This window comes from Paraburkholderia humisilvae, from assembly GCF_902859855.1.
GTDB lineage: Bacteria > Pseudomonadota > Gammaproteobacteria > Burkholderiales > Burkholderiaceae > Paraburkholderia > Paraburkholderia humisilvae.
The window spans coordinates 121,385-143,260 of record NZ_CADIKH010000007.1; the positions used below are offsets into that span (position 1 = coordinate 121,385).

At 58.2% G+C, this 21,876-nt stretch carries 14 protein-coding genes, 1 tRNA gene and 1 pseudogene; 12 read left to right on the forward strand and 4 right to left on the reverse strand.

Features of this window, described 5'->3' with window-relative positions; genetic code table 11:
• Positions 1–73 precede the first annotated feature (73 nt).
• From HV796_RS09020 to HV796_RS09035, 4 genes are all read left to right on the forward strand, one after another.
• Positions 74–613, forward strand: coding sequence for a hypothetical protein (locus HV796_RS09020; protein ID WP_175226130.1), 540 nt, complete (start codon positions 74–76; stop codon positions 611–613).
• A 440-nt stretch (positions 614–1,053) separates the two neighbouring features.
• Positions 1,054–1,362 (forward strand): hypothetical protein, encoded by a 309-nt coding sequence (locus HV796_RS09025; protein ID WP_175226131.1) that lies wholly within the window; start codon positions 1,054–1,056, stop codon positions 1,360–1,362.
• A 143-nt stretch (positions 1,363–1,505) separates the two neighbouring features.
• Positions 1,506–2,549 carry a TrbL/VirB6 family protein gene (locus tag HV796_RS09030; RefSeq protein ID WP_175226132.1) on the forward strand — a complete coding sequence of 348 codons (1,044 nt, stop codon included), beginning with the start codon at positions 1,506–1,508 and terminating at the stop codon, positions 2,547–2,549.
• Positions 2,550–2,824: 275 nt separating this feature from the next.
• Positions 2,825–3,685 (forward strand): relaxase/mobilization nuclease domain-containing protein, encoded by an 861-nt coding sequence (locus HV796_RS09035; protein ID WP_175226133.1) that lies wholly within the window; start codon positions 2,825–2,827, stop codon positions 3,683–3,685.
• A gap of 95 nt (positions 3,686–3,780) precedes the next feature.
• On the opposite strand, the gene HV796_RS09040 is transcribed toward HV796_RS09035, so the two are convergent.
• Positions 3,781–4,437 (reverse strand): histidine phosphatase family protein, encoded by a 657-nt coding sequence (locus tag HV796_RS09040; RefSeq protein ID WP_175226134.1) that lies wholly within the window; start codon positions 4,435–4,437, stop codon positions 3,781–3,783.
• A gap of 642 nt (positions 4,438–5,079) precedes the next feature.
• Here HV796_RS09040 and HV796_RS09045 point away from each other — a divergent pair.
• The 4 genes from HV796_RS09045 to HV796_RS09060 all read left to right on the forward strand — a co-directional run bounded on the left by HV796_RS09045 (position 5,080) and on the right by HV796_RS09060 (position 13,879).
• Positions 5,080–5,547 carry a hypothetical protein gene (locus HV796_RS09045; RefSeq protein WP_246355777.1) on the forward strand — a complete coding sequence of 156 codons (468 nt, stop codon included), beginning with the start codon at positions 5,080–5,082 and terminating at the stop codon, positions 5,545–5,547.
• Between the two features lie 71 nt (positions 5,548–5,618).
• Positions 5,619–12,047 (forward strand): hypothetical protein, encoded by a 6,429-nt coding sequence (locus HV796_RS09050; protein ID WP_175226136.1) that lies wholly within the window; start codon positions 5,619–5,621, stop codon positions 12,045–12,047.
• A 296-nt stretch (positions 12,048–12,343) separates the two neighbouring features.
• The gene (locus HV796_RS09055) at positions 12,344–12,913 is read left to right on the forward strand and encodes a DUF6932 family protein (RefSeq protein ID WP_377693745.1); all 570 of its coding nucleotides are present in this window, start codon (positions 12,344–12,346) and stop codon (positions 12,911–12,913) included.
• A 9-nt stretch (positions 12,914–12,922) separates the two neighbouring features.
• Positions 12,923–13,879, forward strand: a complete 957-nt coding sequence (locus HV796_RS09060; protein ID WP_175226138.1) for a hypothetical protein — start codon at positions 12,923–12,925, stop codon at positions 13,877–13,879.
• 199 nt (positions 13,880–14,078) lie between these two features.
• Here HV796_RS09060 and HV796_RS09065 read toward each other — a convergent pair whose 3' ends face one another.
• The gene (locus HV796_RS09065; RefSeq protein WP_175226139.1) at positions 14,079–15,158 is read right to left on the reverse strand and encodes a tyrosine-type recombinase/integrase; all 1,080 of its coding nucleotides are present in this window, start codon (positions 15,156–15,158) and stop codon (positions 14,079–14,081) included.
• 163 nt (positions 15,159–15,321) lie between these two features.
• Positions 15,322–15,397 (reverse strand) — tRNA-Lys (locus HV796_RS09070).
• Positions 15,398–15,609: 212 nt separating this feature from the next.
• On the opposite strand from HV796_RS09070, the gene HV796_RS09075 reads away from it, so the two are divergent.
• Positions 15,610–16,014 carry a PaaI family thioesterase gene (locus tag HV796_RS09075; RefSeq protein ID WP_175226140.1) on the forward strand — a complete coding sequence of 135 codons (405 nt, stop codon included), beginning with the start codon at positions 15,610–15,612 and terminating at the stop codon, positions 16,012–16,014.
• 73 nt (positions 16,015–16,087) lie between these two features.
• Positions 16,088–16,956: pseudogene (locus HV796_RS09080) on the forward strand (patatin-like phospholipase family protein).
• A 54-nt stretch (positions 16,957–17,010) separates the two neighbouring features.
• Here the strand turns inward: HV796_RS09080 and HV796_RS09085 are convergent.
• Positions 17,011–18,024, reverse strand: coding sequence for a D-2-hydroxyacid dehydrogenase family protein (locus HV796_RS09085; RefSeq protein ID WP_175226141.1), 1,014 nt, complete (start codon positions 18,022–18,024; stop codon positions 17,011–17,013).
• A gap of 441 nt (positions 18,025–18,465) precedes the next feature.
• Between HV796_RS09085 and HV796_RS09090 the strand changes: the two genes are divergently transcribed.
• Together HV796_RS09090 and HV796_RS09095 are read left to right on the forward strand one after the other, a co-directional pair.
• Entirely contained in the window at positions 18,466–20,334 is a 1,869-nt protein-coding gene (locus HV796_RS09090; RefSeq protein WP_175226142.1) for a phosphoenolpyruvate carboxykinase (GTP), read from the forward strand.
• Positions 20,335–20,697: 363 nt separating this feature from the next.
• On the forward strand, positions 20,698–21,801 hold the full coding sequence (locus HV796_RS09095; RefSeq protein ID WP_175226143.1) for a LysR family transcriptional regulator: 1,104 nt from the start codon (positions 20,698–20,700) through the stop codon (positions 21,799–21,801).
• Positions 21,802–21,876: the final 75 nt, after the last annotated feature.

Below are 21,876 nucleotides of genomic sequence, written 5' to 3' on the forward strand. Positions count from 1 at the left end.
TATTTCGCGAGCAAAAGAGGTCACCCGTGAGCCACTAATAAGAGAGATGTTTACTTCAGAGAGAGGCACCGACGTGAAGAACAGAAATAACACCGTGCTCAGCGTTCATTTGGGGGCGCTTAAGCCTCGATGGGAGAGCTACTGCCGGTCTCACGGAGTGTCGCTCAGCGATGCCACGAGGCAGGTCATTCGGAAGCTGGTCGGTCAAGAACTCCCTGCTGAGATCGCCGTTAGCGCGGTTTCGCTGAACACTCCCTCCATTAAAACTCGTGTCGAAATCCGTTTGACATGCGAGGAACATCGGGCAGTTGCAGAGGCGGCAACGCGTGCAGGTTTTTCCGTCAACACCTGGATCGTTGCGGTTCTCCGAGCCCAATTAACCCATCTACCTCAGCTAGGTCAGTACGAGCTTGAGCAGCTTGCGGCGTCGAATTCCCGGCTTCTCGCGATAGGCCGCAACCTCAACCAAATGGCCCGCGCGCTAAATGCCAGCGCGTGCGACATGACGTGCTATCGCCCCGAGATCATTGAAACGCTGATCGGCGCCATCAAGTCGCATACAGCCGAAGTCGGTGCACTTGTTCAATCGAATATTCAACGCTGGTCCCGTTAGCTCAGGAGGTTCATATGCGATCAAAGCTTCACTTCGGATGGTCTGAACTCAAAACGCTTGTGCCCTGGAAAGATCATCCTTTTTCAAGAACAGGCGTGACACGCGACCATGTTGGACTAATCCCGACGCTCTTGCTCCGAGCGAATAGGTATCGGGGGTTCGGCCTATATGTCATGACCGTTTCTGGACCGGTTCCTGTTTTGCGTGAGGGTACAGCCGCGTGGTTCAAATCCATCGAAGAATGTGCCGACGTCTTGCTGGACCTGGATGTTGATCTCGATTTCGAAAATGTTCTGCTGGACCTCGGTATGTGGGACTGCCACTTAATGCCGCCGCGAACCGATGAGCCTCGCCCTGCGAGGCCTCAATGCAGTCGCTTTGCAAGATCGGGCCGGCGGCCGTTGCGCCCCCTGGGCGCTCAATGAAAGGAGGGAGGTGCCATGTTTTCGCTTTGGTTCTTGATATTGGCAACGACAAGTTTTTTGTTTTTTATTCATTGTCTCGACTGGGCGTTCCTGATCCGAAATCGCCAACTCCTCGGCTACTTCGTCCATACCCCCACTCACTTTGTCGGTGATCTGGCGTCGATGGTCGCCTACTTCGTGCTGCTGGCCTTGTGTGCACGACAGGCCCTCGGCATTGCTCATGCCGAGGGGTTATACGTAATGGCAGCTCTCACAGTTGTATTTATCGTCGGCCATCGTCGCGCGAATGCAGGGCTGCGTGCGGCAGGGGAGGAATATCAATGAAGACGCTCTTCATATGTGCCGTGATTATGGCTCTCGTCGCGTGCAACAAGGACGACGATGTTTCCAAAAAAGCCCGTGCGCAGGACAACCTAGCACCGATGTCGGCAAGCCAGTTTCGCGGGAACAAATAGATAGGGCGCACCATGCCAAAAACCGGGATATTCCAGTTTATTTCGGGCTCGATTGACAGTGCGCTATCGGTGTTCGTCACGGGCCTCTCGTCATCCATTGCAAGCGCGATTGAACCGCTGGTCTTCGCCGCCGTCACCATCTGGATCATCATGTTCGGGTGGGCGACGCTCCGGGGAGAGGTTCAGGAGCCCGTTAGTCAGTTCGCCATTCGCGCGTTTAAGGTGTCTGCACTGCTGACGCTGGCATTGAACGCGGCTATCTACCAGGCCAACGTTGTTGTGTTTGTAAACGGATTGACTTCGGGGTTGGTGCAGACCACGATGCCCGGCTCGAATGCAAACATATTCTCCGCGATCGATCTGGTCGATACCAAAGCGTACAACTACATGCATATGCTTTGGGAGCGGGGCACCAACCTTTTCCCGATTGGCGGGTATGCGGATCTCTTTTCTGCGGCGATAGTATTGTTTTCGGCGGGCGCCATTGAGATTGTAATGGGTGGTCTGCTGTCTCTAGCGAAAGTCGCAATTTCTCTCATGCTGGCAGTGGGCCCATTGTTTCTCGCGTGCATGGCGTTCGGGCCGACCAAGCGATTCGGAGAGGGATGGTTTGCGAAGGTAGCAAACTACGTGCTGCTCATTTTCTTTCTCGCGACGGCGGCGGCCATGTGCCTATCGATCTATTCAACGTTTGTCGACAGGATGACCGCTGCGTCCGCGAACGACAACGCACTGGGCGATGCAATGAGTTTCCTGATTCTGTGTGGCACTCTCGTTCTCGTGATAGTGCAACTGCCCGGCATGGCGGCAGGTATAGCGGGTGGTGCAGCAATTTCCGGCGGAACTGCCATCACGTTCGTTTCCCTCATGAGTCGCATGCTCCGGGGAAACGGCGGCGGCAAGCAGAATGAACCGTTTCCGAAGAACGGAGCAGAGGGTGGCTCCGTCACGCGAGACAGACCTGGAAATTCAGAACGGCCCTCCGGCGGCGGTAGCGCGCCGACTCCGGCGTACCAACGGGCCACGATCGATCGTCTGTTGGGAGGCAAGCGTTGAGCGACTATGGAAGTCCTATCGATTCGTTGCCAGGGATGAGATACGTGCGCGCAGAGAGGTAACGCATGACGCTACCCAAGATTTACGTCAACGGAATCCTGCAGACGTGGGGGGACGAGCTGTTTGGCAGCACTGCACGTGTCGTCAGGCCGCGTACAGCTAGCACGGGGGTAATGCTTGCTCCTCGAACGCCTTCACCTAGCAGGCGCGCACGGCCCTCTGGCGTCGTAAGGATTCGGCAAACGCTCGCGGCAACCACCAAGAAAGCGCCGGAGGTGGTCGTCAAGATAAGCGGCGGCGGCAGGGGGATGAAGGCTATTCGAGCCCATCTCGATTACATTTCGCGTAACGGTAAGGTGGCATTAGAGAATCAAGACGGTGATGCCCTTGTCGGGCGTAATGATATTCGAGACCTCAAGACCGAACTTCAGTTTGGCGGCTTCGGCATCCCGGAGGAGAGTACGGTTCGCGAAGCGTTCAACATTGTCCTCTCGATGCCGCCGGGAACCGACAGGACCGCGGTTCACGATTCGGTCCGAAGCTTCGCAGCCAAAGAGTTCGGGGAGAGTTTTCGCTATGTGTTCGCGTGCCACACGGATGAGGCACATCCCCATGTTCACCTTTGCGTCATCGCTCGGTCGAACGACGGTACCAGGCTCAATCCGCGCAAGGCGGACCTACAGGACTGGCGCGAGTCGTTCGCGGCCCACCTGCGCGAACACGGTATCGATGCCAATGCCACGCGACGCCTAGCGCGTGGGGTGACGAAAGTCCCGGTACCGCAACCGGTCGTGAACATGCAGAAGAAACGCGGTACGGCGCCCGAGCGTCAGCAGGCCACTCCAGATCTGGATGCAAGGCACACCCAGGCAGGAGGCCGTTCAAGCACCGGGCAGAAGGTCCTGCGTGCATACGGCGCGATGGCGAAGGCTATGGCGGAGTCGGAGGATGTGGAAGACCGGAAGATGGCTGTCGAAATCGTCAAACTGGTAAAGCAGATGCCATCCATCCAACACGCACGTATGCCACGCGAACCAGATCGACCGGATAGATCGGGCTCACCTCGCCTCGATGCGCCGAAACGAACGGTTCAGAATCGGGAGCCAAACGGGGGATCTGACGAACCCTCCAGATAGGAGTGCATGCGACGAAAAATTGCGACAGCGCAAGAAATTTGCGCTGTCGCAATTCAGTGGTCTGGCTCGCTCGTATCTCACCAGCCGGTAGTTCTTCAGCGCGGCGGCGTTTCCAGCCCGGTATGTTCCTGCCCGACGGACCACGACCATCCGTCAAACGTCGCCACAAACCCGCCCGCATTGTGAACGGGGGAGTGCTGATCGACAATCCTGAATGAGCGCATGGCGTCAGCGTCGATTACTCCGTCGCCATTCTGGATCAGCCACCGCATCGCCTGGAGGAACTGACCATGCCCGAACATCGCCGCTGTAGCGTCTGACGCGTTGTGGAGCATCCTCAAGCGGTTCAGAGCGGCGCGCACGCGCTCGATGAAGTCGGAGAACGACTCGGCCCCCGGTCCATCCAAAAGCGTCGGATCGAACGCGTTCCAGTACGCATCGACCCACTGCCGACGCTGCTGCGCCGATGTGCCTACGCATCTTGCCGGTGCAAGGTACGTGAATTCCTGAACAGGCCATATCTCACTTGGCACGGCGGGGAATCTGGTCAACGTCGGAGCAGCCGTCTGTCGCGCGCGGAGAAAGGGCGAGCAGATCACGATGGCCGGGGACTCGGCAAGACGCTTGCTGATCGCGTGGGCCTGCTGTTCGCCCAATTCAGTCAGTGGAATCGACGCCGGGTCGCTGGTCGCACGGCCAGCGTTAGCGGCACTCTCACCATGCCGGAAGCATAGAACTCGAAGTTGGGGCATGTCTGGAGATGCTCCGGTAGTTCTTCAGCGCAGAGCGTTGTCCACGCTCGGAGCTTAAAAGTTGCGATGTCGAAAATGACGTTCATAGGCTTCTATTTGTATTGTGCAATACAAACTTAGCCGCCGGCCCCCGTGCCCTGATCGCGTCCGGCAGTCGCGCAGGGCGCGCATGGAAGGCGGAAGCCTTCCTCCTTTTGCCAAGCTGATTTTAGGGTGCCCGGCAGGGTCGGGCAATGCAGTGCCGAAATCAAAGACATCCGCAAAAAATTGCGACAGCGCAAGAAATACGACGGTTTGGTTCTAAGGCAGGATAGGCTTTCGCCGGTTTTCGTCACATGCTTCAGATGACTGTCGATCGGTTTCTGTCGTCGAGCCGGTAGAGCGAGGTCGTGTTCGCGGCAATTGAATTGAGGTTATTCTTTGGAGAATCCGTTGCGCACGCCATCGTTCCTCCGACCCACTTACCCGATGCAAAACACGATGCCCATGCCCGTTTTGCGGGCGCTACTGAATCGAACCCGGAGCTGGCTGCAGCATCACACGCGTGCCTTCAGGCGCTCGGACTTTTGGCCCGGTCGCATGCTGTGGCAAGCCGCCATTGTCCCTGTGGCTTGGGCGCTGCCTGCGATAGTAGGGGTCATCGTGACCGATTGGCTCGGCAGCCACCGGTCAGTCAATTATCTTCAAACGGCAATCCAGGAGGGCATTGGGCCGCATATCTGGAATGTCTTCGCGATGCTCGGGGTGATGCTTGTCGGCTTGCTGATCGCGGCTCCTCGGCAAAGATGGCTCGCAGTCGCCGCACATCAGATGCTGCAGAATACCTACTCGCTCGGTGCGTTGATGTTCGGGCTTCTGCTCGGCGAATGGATCTGCCTTTCCGCCTCGCAGCATACCTTCGTGTTCATCATCGCTGCGGGACTGATGTTCGCGTTTGCGTTTTGCCTAAATCTGACCGTCTGGTACGTGGCCTTTCTCGTGTCGCCGGCGCGCTTGAATACCGGCTTCATGCACTCAGTCGCGCAGCTCGCGCCGCAGTTCCGTTTGCCGCTTGCGGCGGCGATCCTCGCGGTCGCGCTCGATTCGATTTATGTCTACTTGGGCAAGTAGGTACACGTATGGCTTACATATAATTGGTGAAATCCAAAGAGCGAGCACTGTTGGGGAAAAGATAAACAATAATGACGAACATTGACGCAGACATCGATACCGTCCGCGCATCTCGCGCAGGTCACACTTTCCACGAGCGATGGGCCGCAAGGCGAGCGTTGCAGCTGGTCTTCCCGAATGACGATCTATTTGCGATCGCCGTAGAGGGGATTTCATCGACCGAGACTGCGAGCCCCGGGGCGCGGGCCGAAGAGGTAGCTGACCTCGTCCTCTATTATGGCCGCGGAGACAGTTTTCAGACCTGCGAGCGGCTCGAGACCGTTCAATTCAAATACAAGCTTCGCGAAGAGGCTGTCACAGCAGCTTATCTAAAAAAGACGGTCGAGAAGTTCTCCGACACGATCCTTGGCTACGAGAAGGATTTTTCAGCAGCCGACGTCGACAACAAGGTGTCGTTCATTTTTGTCACGAATTCAGAATTCACGGAGAGTCTTTGGGACGCGATAAAGTCCCTTATTGAGGGAACGACGCCTTCAGCTCCGAGCTCAGCCACTCAGGCTCGAAACCTCAAGAAGTGGTGTGCCGATCGCGGCCTATCTGACGCAAGCCGCCTCTTCTCGAGGATAGTTTTTCGAGCTGGAGAGAAGAGCCTTGCGGGTCAAGACAACGCGCTCAGGCGAACACTCACCGACTGGTCTGCCGGCTCGGATTCAGAGGCCAGGCTCCGGCTTCACGGGCTCCAGGATCTCGTCCTGAAGAAGGCAGGCCCAAGCGGTCAGGGCAAGAACCTGATTCGCCGCGAAGATGTCTTGGATGCGCTCGATTGCGAGCCGGAGGATCTTTTCCCGGCCGACACCCGCTTCATCGACGTGGGTGCCGTCGTTGAGCGAGCTGAACTTTCGACAGTCAGGGATTTGGTCAAAGCGTCGGAGCTACCCGTCCTCGTCCATGCCGAGGGTGGGGTGGGCAAAACCGTGTTTATCCAAAGCCTCGCTGAGAGGATGGTGGACGAATTTGAGGTCGTCGTTTTTGACTGCTTCGGTGGTGGTTCATACCGCTCGGATAATCATTCTCGGCACCTCCCGAGAATTGGGCTGGTGCAGATCGTCAACGAGCTCGCATCGCGAACACTATGTGACCCGATGTTGCCGGGCGGCGATGACATTCGCAAAATTATCAAAGCGGCGCGTAGACGACTTGCACAAGCTGCGGCAGCGATCCGAACTCAATCGAAAAAGCTTGATTTGCTGATCATTGTCGATGCTGCGGATAACGCCCAGCTCGAAGCCGACTACCGCCACGAAGCAGCATTTCCGAAGCTTCTTCTATCGGCTATCGACGAAGATCCGATCGACGGCGTGAAGTTGCTGCTTACGGCACGCACGCACCGCAAAGACAAGGTTATTTGCCACGCCACGGTGAATGAGATCGAGCTAGGACCATTCACCGATTCGGAGGCACGTGAATTTCTGAAAGATCGCAAGCTAAGTGCTTCCGGCGTGGAGATCGCTACCGCCTTGGCGCGCTCTGGTCGGAACGCGCGTGTACTCGACTACCTTGTTCAGACTTGGGACACAAATATCCTCGGCAAAACTTCGGCTACCCCTATCACTGTCCGCGAAATCATCGCTCAGCGTTGCACCAAGATTGTCTCGGATCTTCATGTTGCAGGATGGCCGGATTCAGAGGTAACCGAGTTCTTCGTTGCGCTGTCACTCCTTCCTCCGCCGATTCCGCTAGAGGAACTGGCAAACGCACTCGGGTGGCCTGCGGCTCAGGTGAATACCGCCGCATCGGATTTGGCTCCAATGCTCGAGATCACGTCACACGGCGCGATTTTTAGAGACGAGCCCACGGAAACATATGTTCGGGAGACATACTCTGATCGACCAGCGGCTCAAAGAGCCATTGCCGACCGCCTTTTGTCTTCGCAGACGACATCGACCTATGCCGCCGAAGCACTGCCGCACTTTCTAGTCGTTATCAAAGATAGCGATCGAGCATTCGCGCTCGCCGATTCAGCCAGCTTTCCAACAACGGTGCAGTCGGAGTTCGGTCGCCGCAGGCTAACGCTTGCACGACTTCGTGCGGCCTTTCGATTGGCGGTAGCAGAAGATGACTTCGATCGGGTACTTGCCCTCAGCATGCGGCTATCTCAGGCCGCGACAGCCAACATGCGAGGAGACGAGTTTATTCGAAGCTGGCCTGCTCTGGCGATCGTACTCGGTGACGCTGACTCCTATCGCCGCCTTGTCTCGGATCGTTCAGGGTGGCGTGGTGCAAGAAGTGCGCGACTGACGGTCGCGCATCGATTTGCAGGGGACGCCGAAGAAGCACAAATTCAGTGCGAGAGCACAGTTCGGTGGATCAACTGGCATACCGCGCAGCCGCGCGACGAGATACATCGCGACCGCGCCGGTCCCGGGGTTGACGACTACGCAGCGGTGCTATTCCAGCATGCTGCCGAAGGCGAGTTCGGCATCGTCGATCGCAATCTCGCTCGCTGGAGTGATCGCTTCTCGCTGTCCGCCAGTTGTGAACTTTTGAAATTGCTAGAGCTGTTTGACCAAGCAAACGGCACAGCGGCGCTCTCGGATTTGGTGTCGTTCGTGGTAAGCGACCACTGCGCATCTCAAGCGCTCAAGCTGCGGCTTCTCTCGCACTCTCGCTATCTCAGTAAAAAGCAGGTGAAGATACTCGCGAAGGCGATTGCGAAGCCCGCACCCGACGAAGATGATGAGGATGAAAGCCTCTCCTCCGACGCCGAGCGTGGGAGCAACGATGCCGTTGAGTTGGCAGCATTGACAACGCTCTTCTACAGCTCGCGAGCTGCTGCCGCTGCGATCATCCGCCGTGTGCCGCTTGCCCGTCCGTCGGCTTATGATTACGGCGAGCGTTACGGTCCCTCGAGAGCTTGGTCTCCAATCCTCCGAGCCTGTATTCGCGCCTGGTCCGCTGGAAGGCCGGTCGCCTATCATGACCTACTCCCGAACGGAGTAAAGCTTACCAAGCAGGCAAAGGCTGTCACGACCCAGGCAGCGCTTGTGACGTTTCTGAAGGAACTGCGCGAACCCGCGTCCGGCGGCAATGCCAAGGGGGGAGGCAAAAAGCAGCTCAGGGCGAAATTCAATGACCGAGAACGTAAGGACATCAGCGAAGGCATCGAGCTTGCGCGCGAGCTTATCAAGCCAATCGAAGATGCTGTCCTCTCTGGTAACTCTCTCTCGGGTGCGACTGTCACTGACTTCCTAATCGTCTGGAGCGGACATTTGCGCGAGGGCGTGCACTGGAGAGCTGAAAGCGCAGCGGACTCTCTGGTCCGTTCCGTTGGGTTCGGTTGTGTCTGCATTCTGCTGAACTACGCGCCTAATATATCGGCCGACCAGGCCAAGACATTGATAGGGCTGATTTCCTCCGGACGATTCTTCGTCCCGCAGAAGATTGAGGTGTTGGCGTTGCTTGCTGAGCGACCGGCCCTCCATGAGCTTGCGGGCGAATTCGCACGCCACGTCGCGGGACAAATCCGTCAGGATGACAACATCGGAGGACGCGGCGACTCCTACGTAAAACTCGCTGCTTCTCTTGTGCCCATGAGTATCGATGAGGCCCGTGAGTATTATCGGCAAGGTCTGGCCGAGCTGGACCAGATAGGTGGAGAAAGCTACGAGCAGATCTACTCACTGCTTCGTTTTGCAAGCGCCCAGCAAGGTGGCTTTTTAAGGCCCGCCCTGGCGCAACGGCTAATGAACCTTTGCCAAACCATCGTGCGAAACGAACCAAGGAAGTTCGGATGGACGTTGTTCGCACATGCCGCAGCCAACTCTATTGGTTTTCCGGCAATAGCCAAGCTCGTGCGTTGGTACGATCAGGACGTCGCAGACCTGTCCTACGGATTGCCGCAGCTTGCATGCTTTCTGGCCAAGAATGGAAATCTCGATCCACGCCGCGCTGCCTTTGTTCTCACAATTTGTGAGGAGCACGGCTGGTGGGACTGGCGTACCGGCGATGGGGTCGCCGACTTGCTGAAACTGTCCGGGCCCGCGGACCAGAGGCGGATCTTCTTGGCGATCATCGCAAAACTGCGCGCTGAGCACCCGTTCGGTGCGTGGCCGTCTCTTTGGGACGGCTTCCTGGAGACGGGCAAGCAGTACCCAAACGCAATCACCACCGAAGAGCGGGAGGAGATCGAACGGCTCAGGGCGGAGGCTAAGCGCAAGCAGGATGAGTCTAATAGTCGCAACAACTCGTCGCCGAACTTCCTGACTACTCAAACCCCAAAGCCAAGCAAAGAGGATATTGACAGTGCCATCGCCGCGTTAGTCTCGGCATGCGATCTGGCCTCGGCAAGTTCAATCGACGAAAGTCTGAAGACCATCGCTGCAGACGACAATCTTCGCTACTCTGCTCGACAGCAATTTATCACCGGATTGCGTGCTGCGTGCCCGTACCCTAAGCGTTTGACCTTTTTGTCCGCGATCTGCGATGCGTCCGAGCTGAGCCTCACTCAGTCATTGGAAATTCTAGCCGAGTGTTTCGCTGCTTGGAACAACTCATCCACGCACCTAAACTCCAAGGCAAAAATGCTGGTTGAGCGACTGTTTGAGTGCAAGAGTGCCGAACTGTTCGAAGGTCAATTCTCCGATATCGCGCGCGACATCCGCCGACTGTCGGACCTCTGCAATGACAAGGACTTCGTGCTACAGCTCGTCCTCTGCAAGGTCGCCGCGGATGAAGTCGAACTCGACGGTGATGAGTGGCTTCAACTGGCCACCGTATTATGCGACATAACCTCGGGACGAGCCGGTCTCGACGCGTTGGAGTTGCTACTTTCCGGCCCGGCGGCTCGCATTGCCGACGAGATCGGAGAGGGAGCATTCCGCCCTGAACAGGAAATCGCGGGGAACGACGCGGAGTTCATTTCCGACGTCACGTGGCACCTCCTCGGCGAGGACGATGCCTATGTCCGCTGGACGGTCGCGAGGGGACTGAAGACGCTTGTCGAGCTAGGGCTCAACGACGACTTAGCCCTATTGCTTGACCGTTTTGATCAAACAGAAGTCGCAGCCCTAGCATCGGCGGATAAGACGCTTTCGTTCCAAAATTCCCGGCAGTGGTTGCTGATGGGGTTGGCGCGAGCCGCGTTGCACCATGGGCAGACCATGGGTGCGCTTCGGCCCAAGCTGCTTGCTCTCGCTCGACGAGGCGACCTGCACGTCATAGAAAAAGTCCATATCGCTAGGTGTCTGGGTCACATTAGCAGCGGGGAACGGCGCGACGCAGAGTTAGAGGCGTTGCTTGATGAGATCAACCAGCCTCAGTGCGGCATTGTCATCAGCGACGTCTACCCGAGTGCGGCGAAACCGACATCGGATTTTCGCTTCGATTATGAGTTTGCAAAAATCGAGATCAGCACCGTGGCTCATCTGTTCAATGTCGCACAGGCAACGGTCGAAGACGCGATCGCGGCAGAGATTACGCGTCGATGGCCGGATGCCACCTCGCTAGATTATTTTCCCGGCCGCGAGCGCTACCAGCGGGACCAGAGCGATCGATACGAATCCTACCGGGAGCATATTCAAAGACACGCATTGATTAGCGCTGCCACTAGCCTTTCAAAGGCACTGCCCGTGGTCGTTCGAAGCTATGAAACCCGAGGCGACTCACCTTGGCTGGAATGGCGTGATCGCTACGACATCACGTTCGATGATGGTTCGTGGTTGTCTGACCGGAAGGATGCCCTTCCTCAGCAGGCGAAAGAAAACCTGTTAGGTGAAAGAATCGGCCAGCAGGAAACGCTGCAGGATCAAGATACAGTGCTGCGCAAATTGGGCTTTGTGGTGACCGCCGCTGACGCACTGCTTCCGCTATATGGATGCTGGTCATCACCTGACGGCGTGAGTGTAAGGATCACGTCGGCGGTGACGGAGCGAAAGGGCGCCATAGGTCGCTGTACGGCATTCGCCAAGCGGCCCAGTCATGATCTTTGGTTACCGGAGTTTTGGGACGCGGGGTATTACGACCACCGCCATCGCCAAGAAAGCCCTTTCGCTCCATTGGTATGGGCTCCGGAGACCCACAGTCTCGGTATAGACGTGGGTGACGAGATCGCGGCGAAGGGACCGGGTGGGCGACCGCGTCTTGGAATCGCCCTCACGAAGAGCTTGGAGTTGGTTAATGAGCCAAACTACGGTGATTGGCGTGAGACAGATGGACGTCTCGCTCTGAGAAGCCAGGTTTGGGGTAGTTGGAGGCCCGATCCCGATCACAGCCGACATCGCCATCAGGATGATGGCGAGATTCTATGGGCTTCGCCCGATTGGCTGGACGCAACATTGTCCGCCCTCGACCGGCGACTTGTTTTCACGGTGACGCTACGGAAGTACCGATCGTCGCGTGACTACGACCCCTCAAGCGGCGTCAAATCCGTTCTTGTTGTGCTAAGGGGTGGTGACGGAACGCTGAAGCTTTGGCAGGCAAAGAAAGCTTCGAAGCAAGACTAGACGCGCTCGAATTTTGCCATCTCTGGTTGTGAAAAGGTCCGAGAGCATCGATAGGGTCTGGCGCCAGTCGCTTTCTTATCGCAGTGGCCGCTCTGCGTTTCCACGAGTTGCCTCTCGTTAGATGCCTCAGTCATATGTCAGATTCCAAATTAAGTGTGATGATGCAACGCCGTGTTTTCAAAGGATAATTTATAATTTGCTTAGTGTGGCGTCAGTGGTTACGCTGATGTATCTGAGCGGTTTGTCCGGAATAATGAGACCAAAATTCAACAAGAAAACGGGGGGCTTAGGCTGAAGTGATACCAACGTTCAACGCGTCAATGGTGTTGCCGCCGTACACCGGGGATACCCCCGGGGTAAGGGCGTCGATGTCGCCCTATGTAGCAACAATGCACGAGTTTGCAGTGCGTTTCGCGACATCCCCGCCTCGCGCAGAAATTTTGCAGGGTTTACTCAATTATCGAGATGCCCTACGTAATATAGGGGTCGGAACTGGGTTTCAGTGGCTGGACGGTAGCTTCGTTGAGGATGTGGAGCAAATACGGGGTAGGCCGCCGCAGGATATCGATGTCGTAACCTTCGGCTACTCGCCATCGCTTGCAGACATCAATGCGTACAAGCAGTGGTTTGCGGCAAACATCGCTTTGTTTGACCGCAACCAGACGAAACCGGCATATGACTGTGACGCTTTCTACGTTGATTTGCGAAAGCGCCCAGACTTCTTGGTCGATGACGCGAGATATTGGTTCGGATTGTTTGCGCATCAGCGGGATACCGCACTTTGGAAGGGGATGGTTCAAGTTCCACTTCAGTCGGATGATGCCGCAGCACTGGCTTATGTGGCCCAAGTGATAGCGAACTCGTGAGGCCAGCCTATGTTGAAGAAACTTGAAATAGATGCATTGATGGCTGACTTAGCCTCAGTCGAAGCAATGCTCGCATCGCGTACTGAAGAGGAAGACCCAAGCGGGTACTACCAATTCAGCGCTCGTAAGGCGCAGCTTGAGGATTCCATTGCTCGCGCAGGGGAGCGCCCTGAGACTCACGCCGAACTTGGAATTTTCTTTGGTGGTGGCCCAGTGCAAGGCTCTCGCGGTATCAACGCAGACTTTGCGGGGAAAGCGTTGGATGACCTTCAAGCGCTGGTTTCGAAGAAATATTCCTCGCGGGAAGTGGGCCGCTTGGGTGCGCGCGGCCCTGTTCCGCGCGCCGATACCTCTCAACTCCTCATTACGGGCGTGGCTCGGGGTTCGTTTGGGTTTGTGCTCGAAGAGTCGGGCGTTGATGGGGAGATCGTCAATACGCCTCTTAAAGAGACTGTTGATGAGATTACAGACATCTTGTCGCGGGTCGGGGTCGCTGACGAGGCGGTGTTCGACGAGGCCGCTGCTGAGTTGGACGCGCGCACTTTGGTTACCCTGAAACAATTTTTTCAGAGGTTGGACGAAAGTGGTGCGACGATGCGGGTAGTGGACGGTTCGCGCGACTTCTTGCTAGATCGCAATGCGGTTTCGCTTGCGCGGCAACGTACTCAAGCGATGGAAATTGAAGAGCGTGGGGGGGAATTCATCGGCACTCTCTTCTTGCTTCCCAACTCGCATCGATTTGAGTTCAATCCAACGGATGGCGGCCAAGCTGTTCTGAAGGGGACGTTCGGCCCTAACGTTGTGCGACAACTCGAAGGCCAAGCTGAGCTAGGGCAGGTGGCTATTGACCCGAGGGAAATACCTCGTAGACCGTGGCGCGTCGAGATTCGTACACGGGAGATCCGCGAGCGAAATCGTGCTCCTCGGCAAGTCTTTACGCTTACTCGACTCATCGCCCCAGTCTAGGCTGAAAATTGTATCCCATCGAGACAAACGAGCCGTAGCCACAGACGCCTGGTGTGAGGACACGACCTAATCGTAGTGAGCGCTGAACTCTTTACTGGCGCTGGTGAGTTCGTGGGTGCACTGTGCTGACCGGCACGTCGCCGGCCAGCTGAGCGCCTATCATTTTCTGAATGAGCAAGTAGGGCTTAGGTGACCAGCGTTATCCCAGTTTTTGTAGAAGACTCTCCGGGCGAAGGTGCGTGTACCTTTTTAGCATCTGCATGGACTTGTGGCCGGTAAGGCTAGCGACCTCCATCGGATGCAGCCCTTTTTCGAAGAAGCGACTTGCTGCTTCGTGGCGTAGGTCATGCCATCGCAGGGTGTTCACCTCTGGATCGTCGAAAGCCGCCACCTTGAGCGTTCGCTTCCAAATGCAGATCACTGCGTTGACACTCGTCCCGAAGATCCGTCCCGTCAGCTTCTCAGGGACTGCGTCGGCAGGGCCGCATCGCGAACGGTCGGCGCGTTCTTCAGGGCCTTCCGCAATGGCGGCAAGGCGGCGAAATACCGCGACGGCTCGAAGGGATAGCGGCAGAACTGCTGGCACCCCCTTGTTTTCGGCGCCGCGAGCGTCGGGCGGGAAGCGAAGGAGACGACTTTCAAGATCGAGCCATTCCCATTGCACACTGAATAGCGCGCCTTGTCGCAGACTGGTTTCGATCGCCAGCTCGAAGGCGAGCGCCGCCCAGGGGTTACTACTGGCCGAGAGGAGCGAGTGCAGTTTTTCGAATTCACCGGGGCGTAGGCGTCGATCTCTTGCCGCGCTGCCGGACGGTTTGCGGATGTTCTTCAAAGGGTTCATCAACGCTTCCATGCCCCATTCCTTGCGGGCGATTTCGAAGAGATGGCTGATGACCTGGAGCTCGAGCCGAATGGTGTTTTCTGCGCGTCCGGCTGCTCTGCGTTCGTCCCGATACTTTGCGAAATCTACACCGCGCAAGTTGGCTAGCGTTCGATGCGACAGGTGATTGTCGATCCAGCGTTGGATGCGTCGGTTTTCCTGATAGGGGTGGCGCTTCTCTGGGACGATTTCGCGACGGTACCGCTCCAGTGCCTCGCGGAGTGTGGTCCGCTCGGCTTCCGTGCGATCGACGAATGCCCCGCTATCTATCTCCGACTCCACCCTTCGAGCCCATTGCTGCGCCTGCTGTTTGGTGTCGAACGATCGATAGACGGGCTTGTAACCGCGTCGGCGGACTTCGGCGCGCCAGTAAGCGCCGCGCTGGCTGATGTAGGCCATTTCCAGACTCCATACGAAAGATTGAGATCGCTTGGTCTGGATTCTTCCGTTCCGGCAATTTTCCGGCAAAGGCCAGTTTTTGACGCCCGCCCCCCGCGGCTACAGACGAAAAAAAAGCACCGCGATCGCTCGCAAGTGCTTGATTTTCTACAGCCAAATTCGGTGGTGGGGCGTGAGTGACTCGAACACTCGACCTACGGATTAAGAGTCCGCTGCTCTACCAACTGAGCTAACGCCCCAACGAAGAGCGAAAGTATGCACGATTTTTCCGCTTTTGCCTAGCCCCTTTTCGTACGCGGCGCGAGAAAATCTGCCCAAACTACCGCTTTCCACCTCAACCCCCGCCAAAAGCCAGCCCGACGCTCAAAACCGCGCGCCCCGAATCGTCCAGGTATCATGTCTGCCACGGTGCGGCGACGCACGCACCACGCGGCCCGAACGAGGAGAGAAGATGGACGAAAGCGCTGTTCAGGATTTGCTCAACCGCGTGCTCGCGCCCTGGGTGCGCTCGCTCGGACTCTCCCCGGTGAAAGCCGACGACGAAAGCGCGACACTGCGATTGCCGTTTTCCGGCGAATTACGTCACAGCGGCGGTGTCATTTGCGGACAGGTATTCATGGCCGCCGCCGATACCGCGATGATTGTCGCGATTTCGGCGGCGCTCGGCGGCTTCAAGCCGATGACAACGGTGTCCCTCAACATCAATTTCATGCGCGCCGTGCGCAAGGGTGACGTCCTCGTGACCGCGCGCGTCCTCAGGCTCGGCCGCAATCTCGTCTTTGGCGAAGTCGAACTCATCGACGAAGAAGGCAAAATGGCCGTCCACGCGACGACGACCTACACGTTGCTCGATTAATCGACCCGGTTTTCGCGGCAGGACCCACCTACGCGGCACACAGAAAGCACACAGCAGGCACAAAACCACACCGATGTTCGATCAAGTCGTATTCGCAGGCGGCGGCAACCGCTGCTGGTGGCAAGCCGGATTCTGGGACATTGTCCAGCCCGAACTGAATATTCATCCGCGCGTGATCGCGGGCATTTCGGCGGGCGCAGCCACAGCCTGCATGCTGTACACGCGCGACGCGGACTGGGTCATGCGCTATTACGAAAACGCGCTGCGCAACAACACGAAAAACGCGTACTGGGGCAATCTGCTGCGCGGCGAATCGGTGTTCCCGCGCACTACCGCATCTATCGGCAAGCGTTGCTCGACATCTACGGCGAAAAATTCGGCAAGCTTGCGCATGCGCCGGAGATTCGCGTCGGCGTCTCGCACCTGCCGCGTTGGCTCGGCGCGCACAGTGCCGTGGTAGCGGGGCTTATCGCGTACAACATCGAAAAATATCTGCGCAAAACGTTGCACCCGACGCTCGGTCAGACGCTCGGGTTTCATCCGGAATTCGTCCGTGCGCAGGATTGTGCGACCGTGGAAGACCTCGCCGATCTGATTTTGCAATCGTCGTGCACGCCCCCGTTTACGCCGGTTTTGCAGCGCAATGGCCGCCCGGTACTCGATGGCGGGATGGTCGACAACGTGCCGGTCGGTGCGCTCGATTCGACGCCGGGCGACGTACTCGTGATGGTCACGCGTCTGTATCCGCGACCGCAGATGTTCGTCGTGCCGCACGGCAATCAGCGACTGCTCTACGTGCAGCCGTCGCGCAAGGTGCCGATTTCGAGCTGGGATTACACAAGCCCTTCACAGATGCAGCACGCGTACAACCTCGGACGCGCGGATGGCGAGCAATTTCTGCAACGGATGCCAGACTTGCTTGCCGCCGCGGCGCACGACTGACATCACGCTGCGCACGCGTTGTCGAACTAAGGCGTTTGCCATTCTTCGTTGCACTTACTTGCGTCGCCCCAGTTGCAGCGCTTCCGGATTCGCGACGCTCGACGTGTCGCCCTGATCGAACGCGAGAATGTTCTTGAAGGCCGCGCTGAAATACAGCTCATAGCTTTCGCGTTCGACATATCCGATGTGCGGCGAGCAGATCACGTTCTCCATCCGCAACAAGCTATAGCCCTGCAGAATCGGCTCGCTTTCGTAAACGTCGATAGCGACCATCCCCGGCCGGTTGCGCGCGAGCGCGCCGACGAGCGCATTCTCTTCGAGCAGTTCCGAGCGGCTCGTATTGACGAGCAGCGAGGTCGGCTTCATCCGCATCAGATCTTCCTGCTTGACGATGCCGCGTGTGTCGTCATGCAGACGCAGATGCAGCGACAGCACATCGCTCTGCTCGAATAGCGCTTCGCGGCTTTCCGCGACGTTGTAGCCATCCGCCTGCGCCGCCTCGCGCGTATGGTCACGGCCCCAGACCAGCACGTTCATGCCGAACGCCTTGCCGTAACCGGCGACAAGCCGCCCGATTTTTCCATAGCCCCAGATGCCGAGCGTCTGGCCGCGTAGCACCTGGCCTAGCCCGAAGTTCGGCGGCAGCGCCGATGTTTTCAGGCCCGATTGCTGCCACGCGCCCTGCTTCAGGTTCGCGACGTATTGCGGAATGCGTCGTTGCGCAGCCATGATCAGCGCCCACGTCAGTTCGGCCGGTGCGATTGGCGAACCGACGCCCTCGAGCACCGCGATGCCGCGTTCGGTACAGGCGTCGACATCGATATGATTCGACACCTTTCCCGTCTGGCTGATCATGCGCAGATTCGGCAGCTTGTCGAGCAGTTGCGAGTTGATGCGCGTGCGTTCGCGAATCAGCACGAGCGCGTCGACTTCCGCGAGACGGCTCGCAAGTTGGCCGAGACCACGCACGGTGTTGTTGAAGACCTTCACATCGTGGTCCGCTAGCAATTGAAAACAATCGAGTTTGCGGACGGCGTCCTGGTAATCGTCGAGGATGGCAATCTTCATGGGCGAGAGTGTTTTGCGGCGCACCATCGGGGTGCGGAACATAAACCTTGGCTTGCGTGTCCCACATGTGATGTAGGGAACACGCCGGGCTTGATAGATGCTTTACCGTACAAGTGCCGCCCTTGCAGGAAACCAGGGTTCGTCCGCATCGCCGCGGCACACGACGGAAAACACAACTGACCTCGTTTTTAACAGTTTGTTGCATGTCCGCGCAAGCCGCTTTACACACCGTTTCACAGCGGCGCAGCGAGCGGTGATCATCGATGATCACGCGCGGCGTAACAGGCTGATGGCCTTCGCGACCTGCGAGATCGCATGCCGCGCGCGCCGCGCTCATCGCGTGCGATGAGCCTGGGTTGCGCACGTGATCGGACAGGGTGGCATGCCGTGTCGCTGGGCTTGTACTGTTTTCAATTACTTTTCTAAAACGGAGACAGCTCGATGAATCATCCCGCGTTCAAAGCAGGCACGCTCGTCGATATCGACGTGCAAGCGCCTGGCTGGGTCAAAAACCGAAAACTGATCGATTGGGTGCAGCACATCGCTGCGTTGACGAAGCCCGCGCGCGTCGTGTGGTGTGATGGCTCGCAGGAGGAGTACGACCGGCTGTGCGCGCAAATGGTCGATGCGGGCATGCTGCGCAAGCTCAACGCGTCAAAGCGCCCGAATTCGTATCTGGCCTGGTCCGATCCGTCGGATGTCGCGCGTGTCGAAGATCGCACTTTCATCTGTTCGAAGCGACGCGAAGATGCGGGCCCGACGAACAACTGGATCGAGCCCGGCGAGATGCGCGCGACGCTCGATGACCTGTTCGATGGCGCCATGCGCGGCCGCACGATGTACGTCGTGCCGTTTTCGATGGGACCGCTCGGTTCGCCGATCGCACACATCGGTGTCGAGCTGAGCGATAGCCCGTATGTGGTGACCAACATGCGCATCATGACGCGCATGGGCCGCAAGGTGTACGACGTGCTCGGCGAGGACGGTGAGTTCGTGCCGTGCGTGCACTCGGTCGGCAAGCCGCTTGCGGACGGCGAGCAGGACGTGCGCTGGCCGTGCAACGACACGAAGTACATTGTCCATTTCCCTGAAGCGCGCGAGATCTGGAGCTACGGTTCCGGTTACGGCGGCAACGCGTTGCTCGGCAAAAAATGTTTTGCATTGCGCATCGCCTCGACGATGGGCCGTGACGAAGGCTGGCTCGCCGAACATATGCTGATTCTCGGCGTGACGTCACCGCAAGGGCGCAAGCATTACGTCGCGGCCGCGTTTCCGTCGGCGTGCGGCAAGACCAACTTCGCGATGCTGATTCCGCCGGAAGGGCTGAACGGCTGGACGATCTCGACGATCGGCGACGACATCGCCTGGATCAAACCGGGCCGCGACGGACGCCTGTATGCGATCAATCCGGAAGCGGGCTACTTTGGCGTCGCGCCGGGCACCAGTGAGAAAACCAACTTCAACGCGATGGCGACGCTCAAGGAGAACGTGATTTTCACGAACGTCGCGTTGACCGATGATGGCGACGTCTGGTGGGAAGGGATGACCGACGCGCCGCCCGCGCATTTGATCGATTGGCAGGGCAAGGACTGGACGCCGGCCATCGGCAAGGAAACCGGCCGCAAGGCCGCGCATCCGAATGCACGATTCACCGCGCCGGCCGCGCAGTGTCCGTCAGTCGACGCGGATTGGGAGAATCCGGCAGGTGTGCCGATCGACGCGTTTGTGTTCGGCGGCCGGCGTTCGACGACCGTGCCGCTCGTGACCGAAGCGCGCGACTGGGTTGAAGGCGTCTATATGGCCGCGACCATGGGCTCCGAGACGACCGCCGCCGCGGCTGGCCAGCAAGGCGTCGTACGGCGCGATCCGTTCGCGATGCTGCCGTTCTGCGGTTACAACATGAGCGACTACTTCGGCCACTGGCTGAAGACGGGCGCGCGCCTCGCGAGGATGAACACGCCGATGCCGAAGATTTTCTGCGTGAACTGGTTCCGCAAGGGGCCGGATGGCAAGTTCGTCTGGCCGGGTTTCGGTGAAAACATGCGCGTGTTGCAATGGATGGTCGGCCGCATCGACGGCAGCGCGGCCGGAACTGAGCATGCATTCGGTTTCTCGCCGCGCTACGAGGATCTCGATTGGAGTGGGCTCAATTTCACCCGCGAACAGTTCGAACAGGTGATCTCCGTCGACGATCAAGCGTGGCGAGCCGAGCTCGCGCTGCACGCCGATCTGTTTGACACACTGCAACATGGCTTGCCGGCGGCATTGAAGGACACCCGATCGGCGCTCGAACGCAAACTCGCCGCGTAGCCTGCGGAAGACTCAAACCCGTGCCGGCGCATGCCGGCGCCTGTCCAAAAGCCGTCCGCGCGGGCGGCTTCTTTTTTGCCTGTGCGAGTCACGTCTGTTTTCTTTGCGCTTTCTTGGAACAAAGTGACCGCTTTCGCTGTTCACCTGTATACAGCAGGTTTGGCTGCATCGCAGCACATTGTTTCGGTTTGTGGAACAATGTGTGAGCCTGCATTCCGCTTACGAATAAGATAGTGCAAATTTTCATGAAAATTGGTCGAAGTTGGGCAACTTCTGCACGTTTTCCCTAGTCGTAGGAGAATTCCAGATGTGCTTCCGGCCTCACCTTCGGATGGAAGCGGCAACACAGCAGGAGAGTCGTCAATGGATCATTTGCAGTCGATGAGAGTATTCGTCAGAGTGGCGGATCTCGGCAGTTTCGCCCGCGCGGCTAGCGCGATGGATATTTCGAACGCAGTCGCCACCCGTCACGTCGCGGATCTCGAAGGCCGTCTAGGCACCCGGCTGCTCAACCGCACGACACGCAGTCTGTCACTGACCGAGTCCGGCCAAGTCTATCTGGAGCGCGCACGCCAGATTCTGGACGAGCTGGAAGACGTCGAGCAGATGGTTGTCGCGCGTAACCACGAGCCGGTCGGCACACTGCGCATCGTCGCGCCGGTTGTATTTGGGCTACACAATCTCGCGCCGGTGCTGCAAACCTATGCGGAACGGTATCCGAAAGTCATTCCGGACGTGACGCTAGTCGATCGCCAGGTCGATCTGGTCGAGGAAGGGTTCGATGTCGGCGTCGTCATTGCGCGTCATATGCGCAGCGCGAGCATCGTGACGCGGCGGCTGACCACCGGCTGTATGACCGTTTGCGCGACGCCTGCGTATCTGGAAAAGCACGGTATGCCGACACGTCCGGAGCAGTTGCTCGAGCATCCGTGTCTGTCGCTGCCGTCCGAGTACTGGGGTGACGAGCGCGTATTTACCGGTCCGGACGGCGAGGTGCGCGTGCGGCCGACCAACGTGATCGTCGCGAACAACACCGAAATGCTGCGCCAGTTCGCGCTGCTCGGCATGGGTATCGCCATTCTCCCGAGCTATCTGATCGGCCGCGATACGACGCGCGGCAAGCTGGTGCGCCTGCTGAGCGACTATCGGTTGCCGCAGGTCGAGATCAACATCGCTTATCCGAGCCGACGCCATCTGCCGGCGAAGGTGCGTACGTTCATCGATCACCTCGTCGAGCATTTCAGCCAGACGCCGAACAGCCTGCTTGGCGAGCAGTGGATCAAGGACGGCCTTGAGCCGGTGCCGCTGTCATCGATGCATGACGCCGGCGCAACGGTTGTGCCTCCGGAAGCATTCGACGGCGCTGAGCCGTTGTCGGCTCTGCTCGACGGTGAGCTCGCGCCGCAGAAACAGCCGCCGGGTGTGCATCACCGTCGTGGGCCGTTGCCGTCGCGGCTCGTGCGGTAAGTGCGCCGATGCGGGCGTCAGGGTGCCGGGGTGCCGGGGTGCCGTTGCGTTGGGTGCGGCACATTGACGCACCTG

Coding starts and splice junctions, on each gene's coding strand:
- HV796_RS09025 (WP_175226131.1), top strand. CDS start 1,054: ATGTTTTCGCTTTGGTTCTTGATATTGGCAACGACAAGTTTTTTGTTT.
- HV796_RS09030 (WP_175226132.1), top strand. CDS start 1,506: ATGCCAAAAACCGGGATATTCCAGTTTATTTCGGGCTCGATTGACAGT.
- HV796_RS09040 (WP_175226134.1), bottom strand. CDS start 4,437: ATGCCCCAACTTCGAGTTCTATGCTTCCGGCATGGTGAGAGTGCCGCT.
- HV796_RS09050 (WP_175226136.1), top strand. CDS start 5,619: ATGACGAACATTGACGCAGACATCGATACCGTCCGCGCATCTCGCGCA.
- HV796_RS09060 (WP_175226138.1), top strand. CDS start 12,923: ATGTTGAAGAAACTTGAAATAGATGCATTGATGGCTGACTTAGCCTCA.
- HV796_RS09065 (WP_175226139.1), bottom strand. CDS start 15,158: ATGGCCTACATCAGCCAGCGCGGCGCTTACTGGCGCGCCGAAGTCCGC.
- HV796_RS09075 (WP_175226140.1), top strand. CDS start 15,610: ATGGACGAAAGCGCTGTTCAGGATTTGCTCAACCGCGTGCTCGCGCCC.
- HV796_RS09085 (WP_175226141.1), bottom strand. CDS start 18,024: ATGAAGATTGCCATCCTCGACGATTACCAGGACGCCGTCCGCAAACTC.
- HV796_RS09090 (WP_175226142.1), top strand. CDS start 18,466: ATGAATCATCCCGCGTTCAAAGCAGGCACGCTCGTCGATATCGACGTG.
- HV796_RS09095 (WP_175226143.1), top strand. CDS start 20,698: ATGGATCATTTGCAGTCGATGAGAGTATTCGTCAGAGTGGCGGATCTC.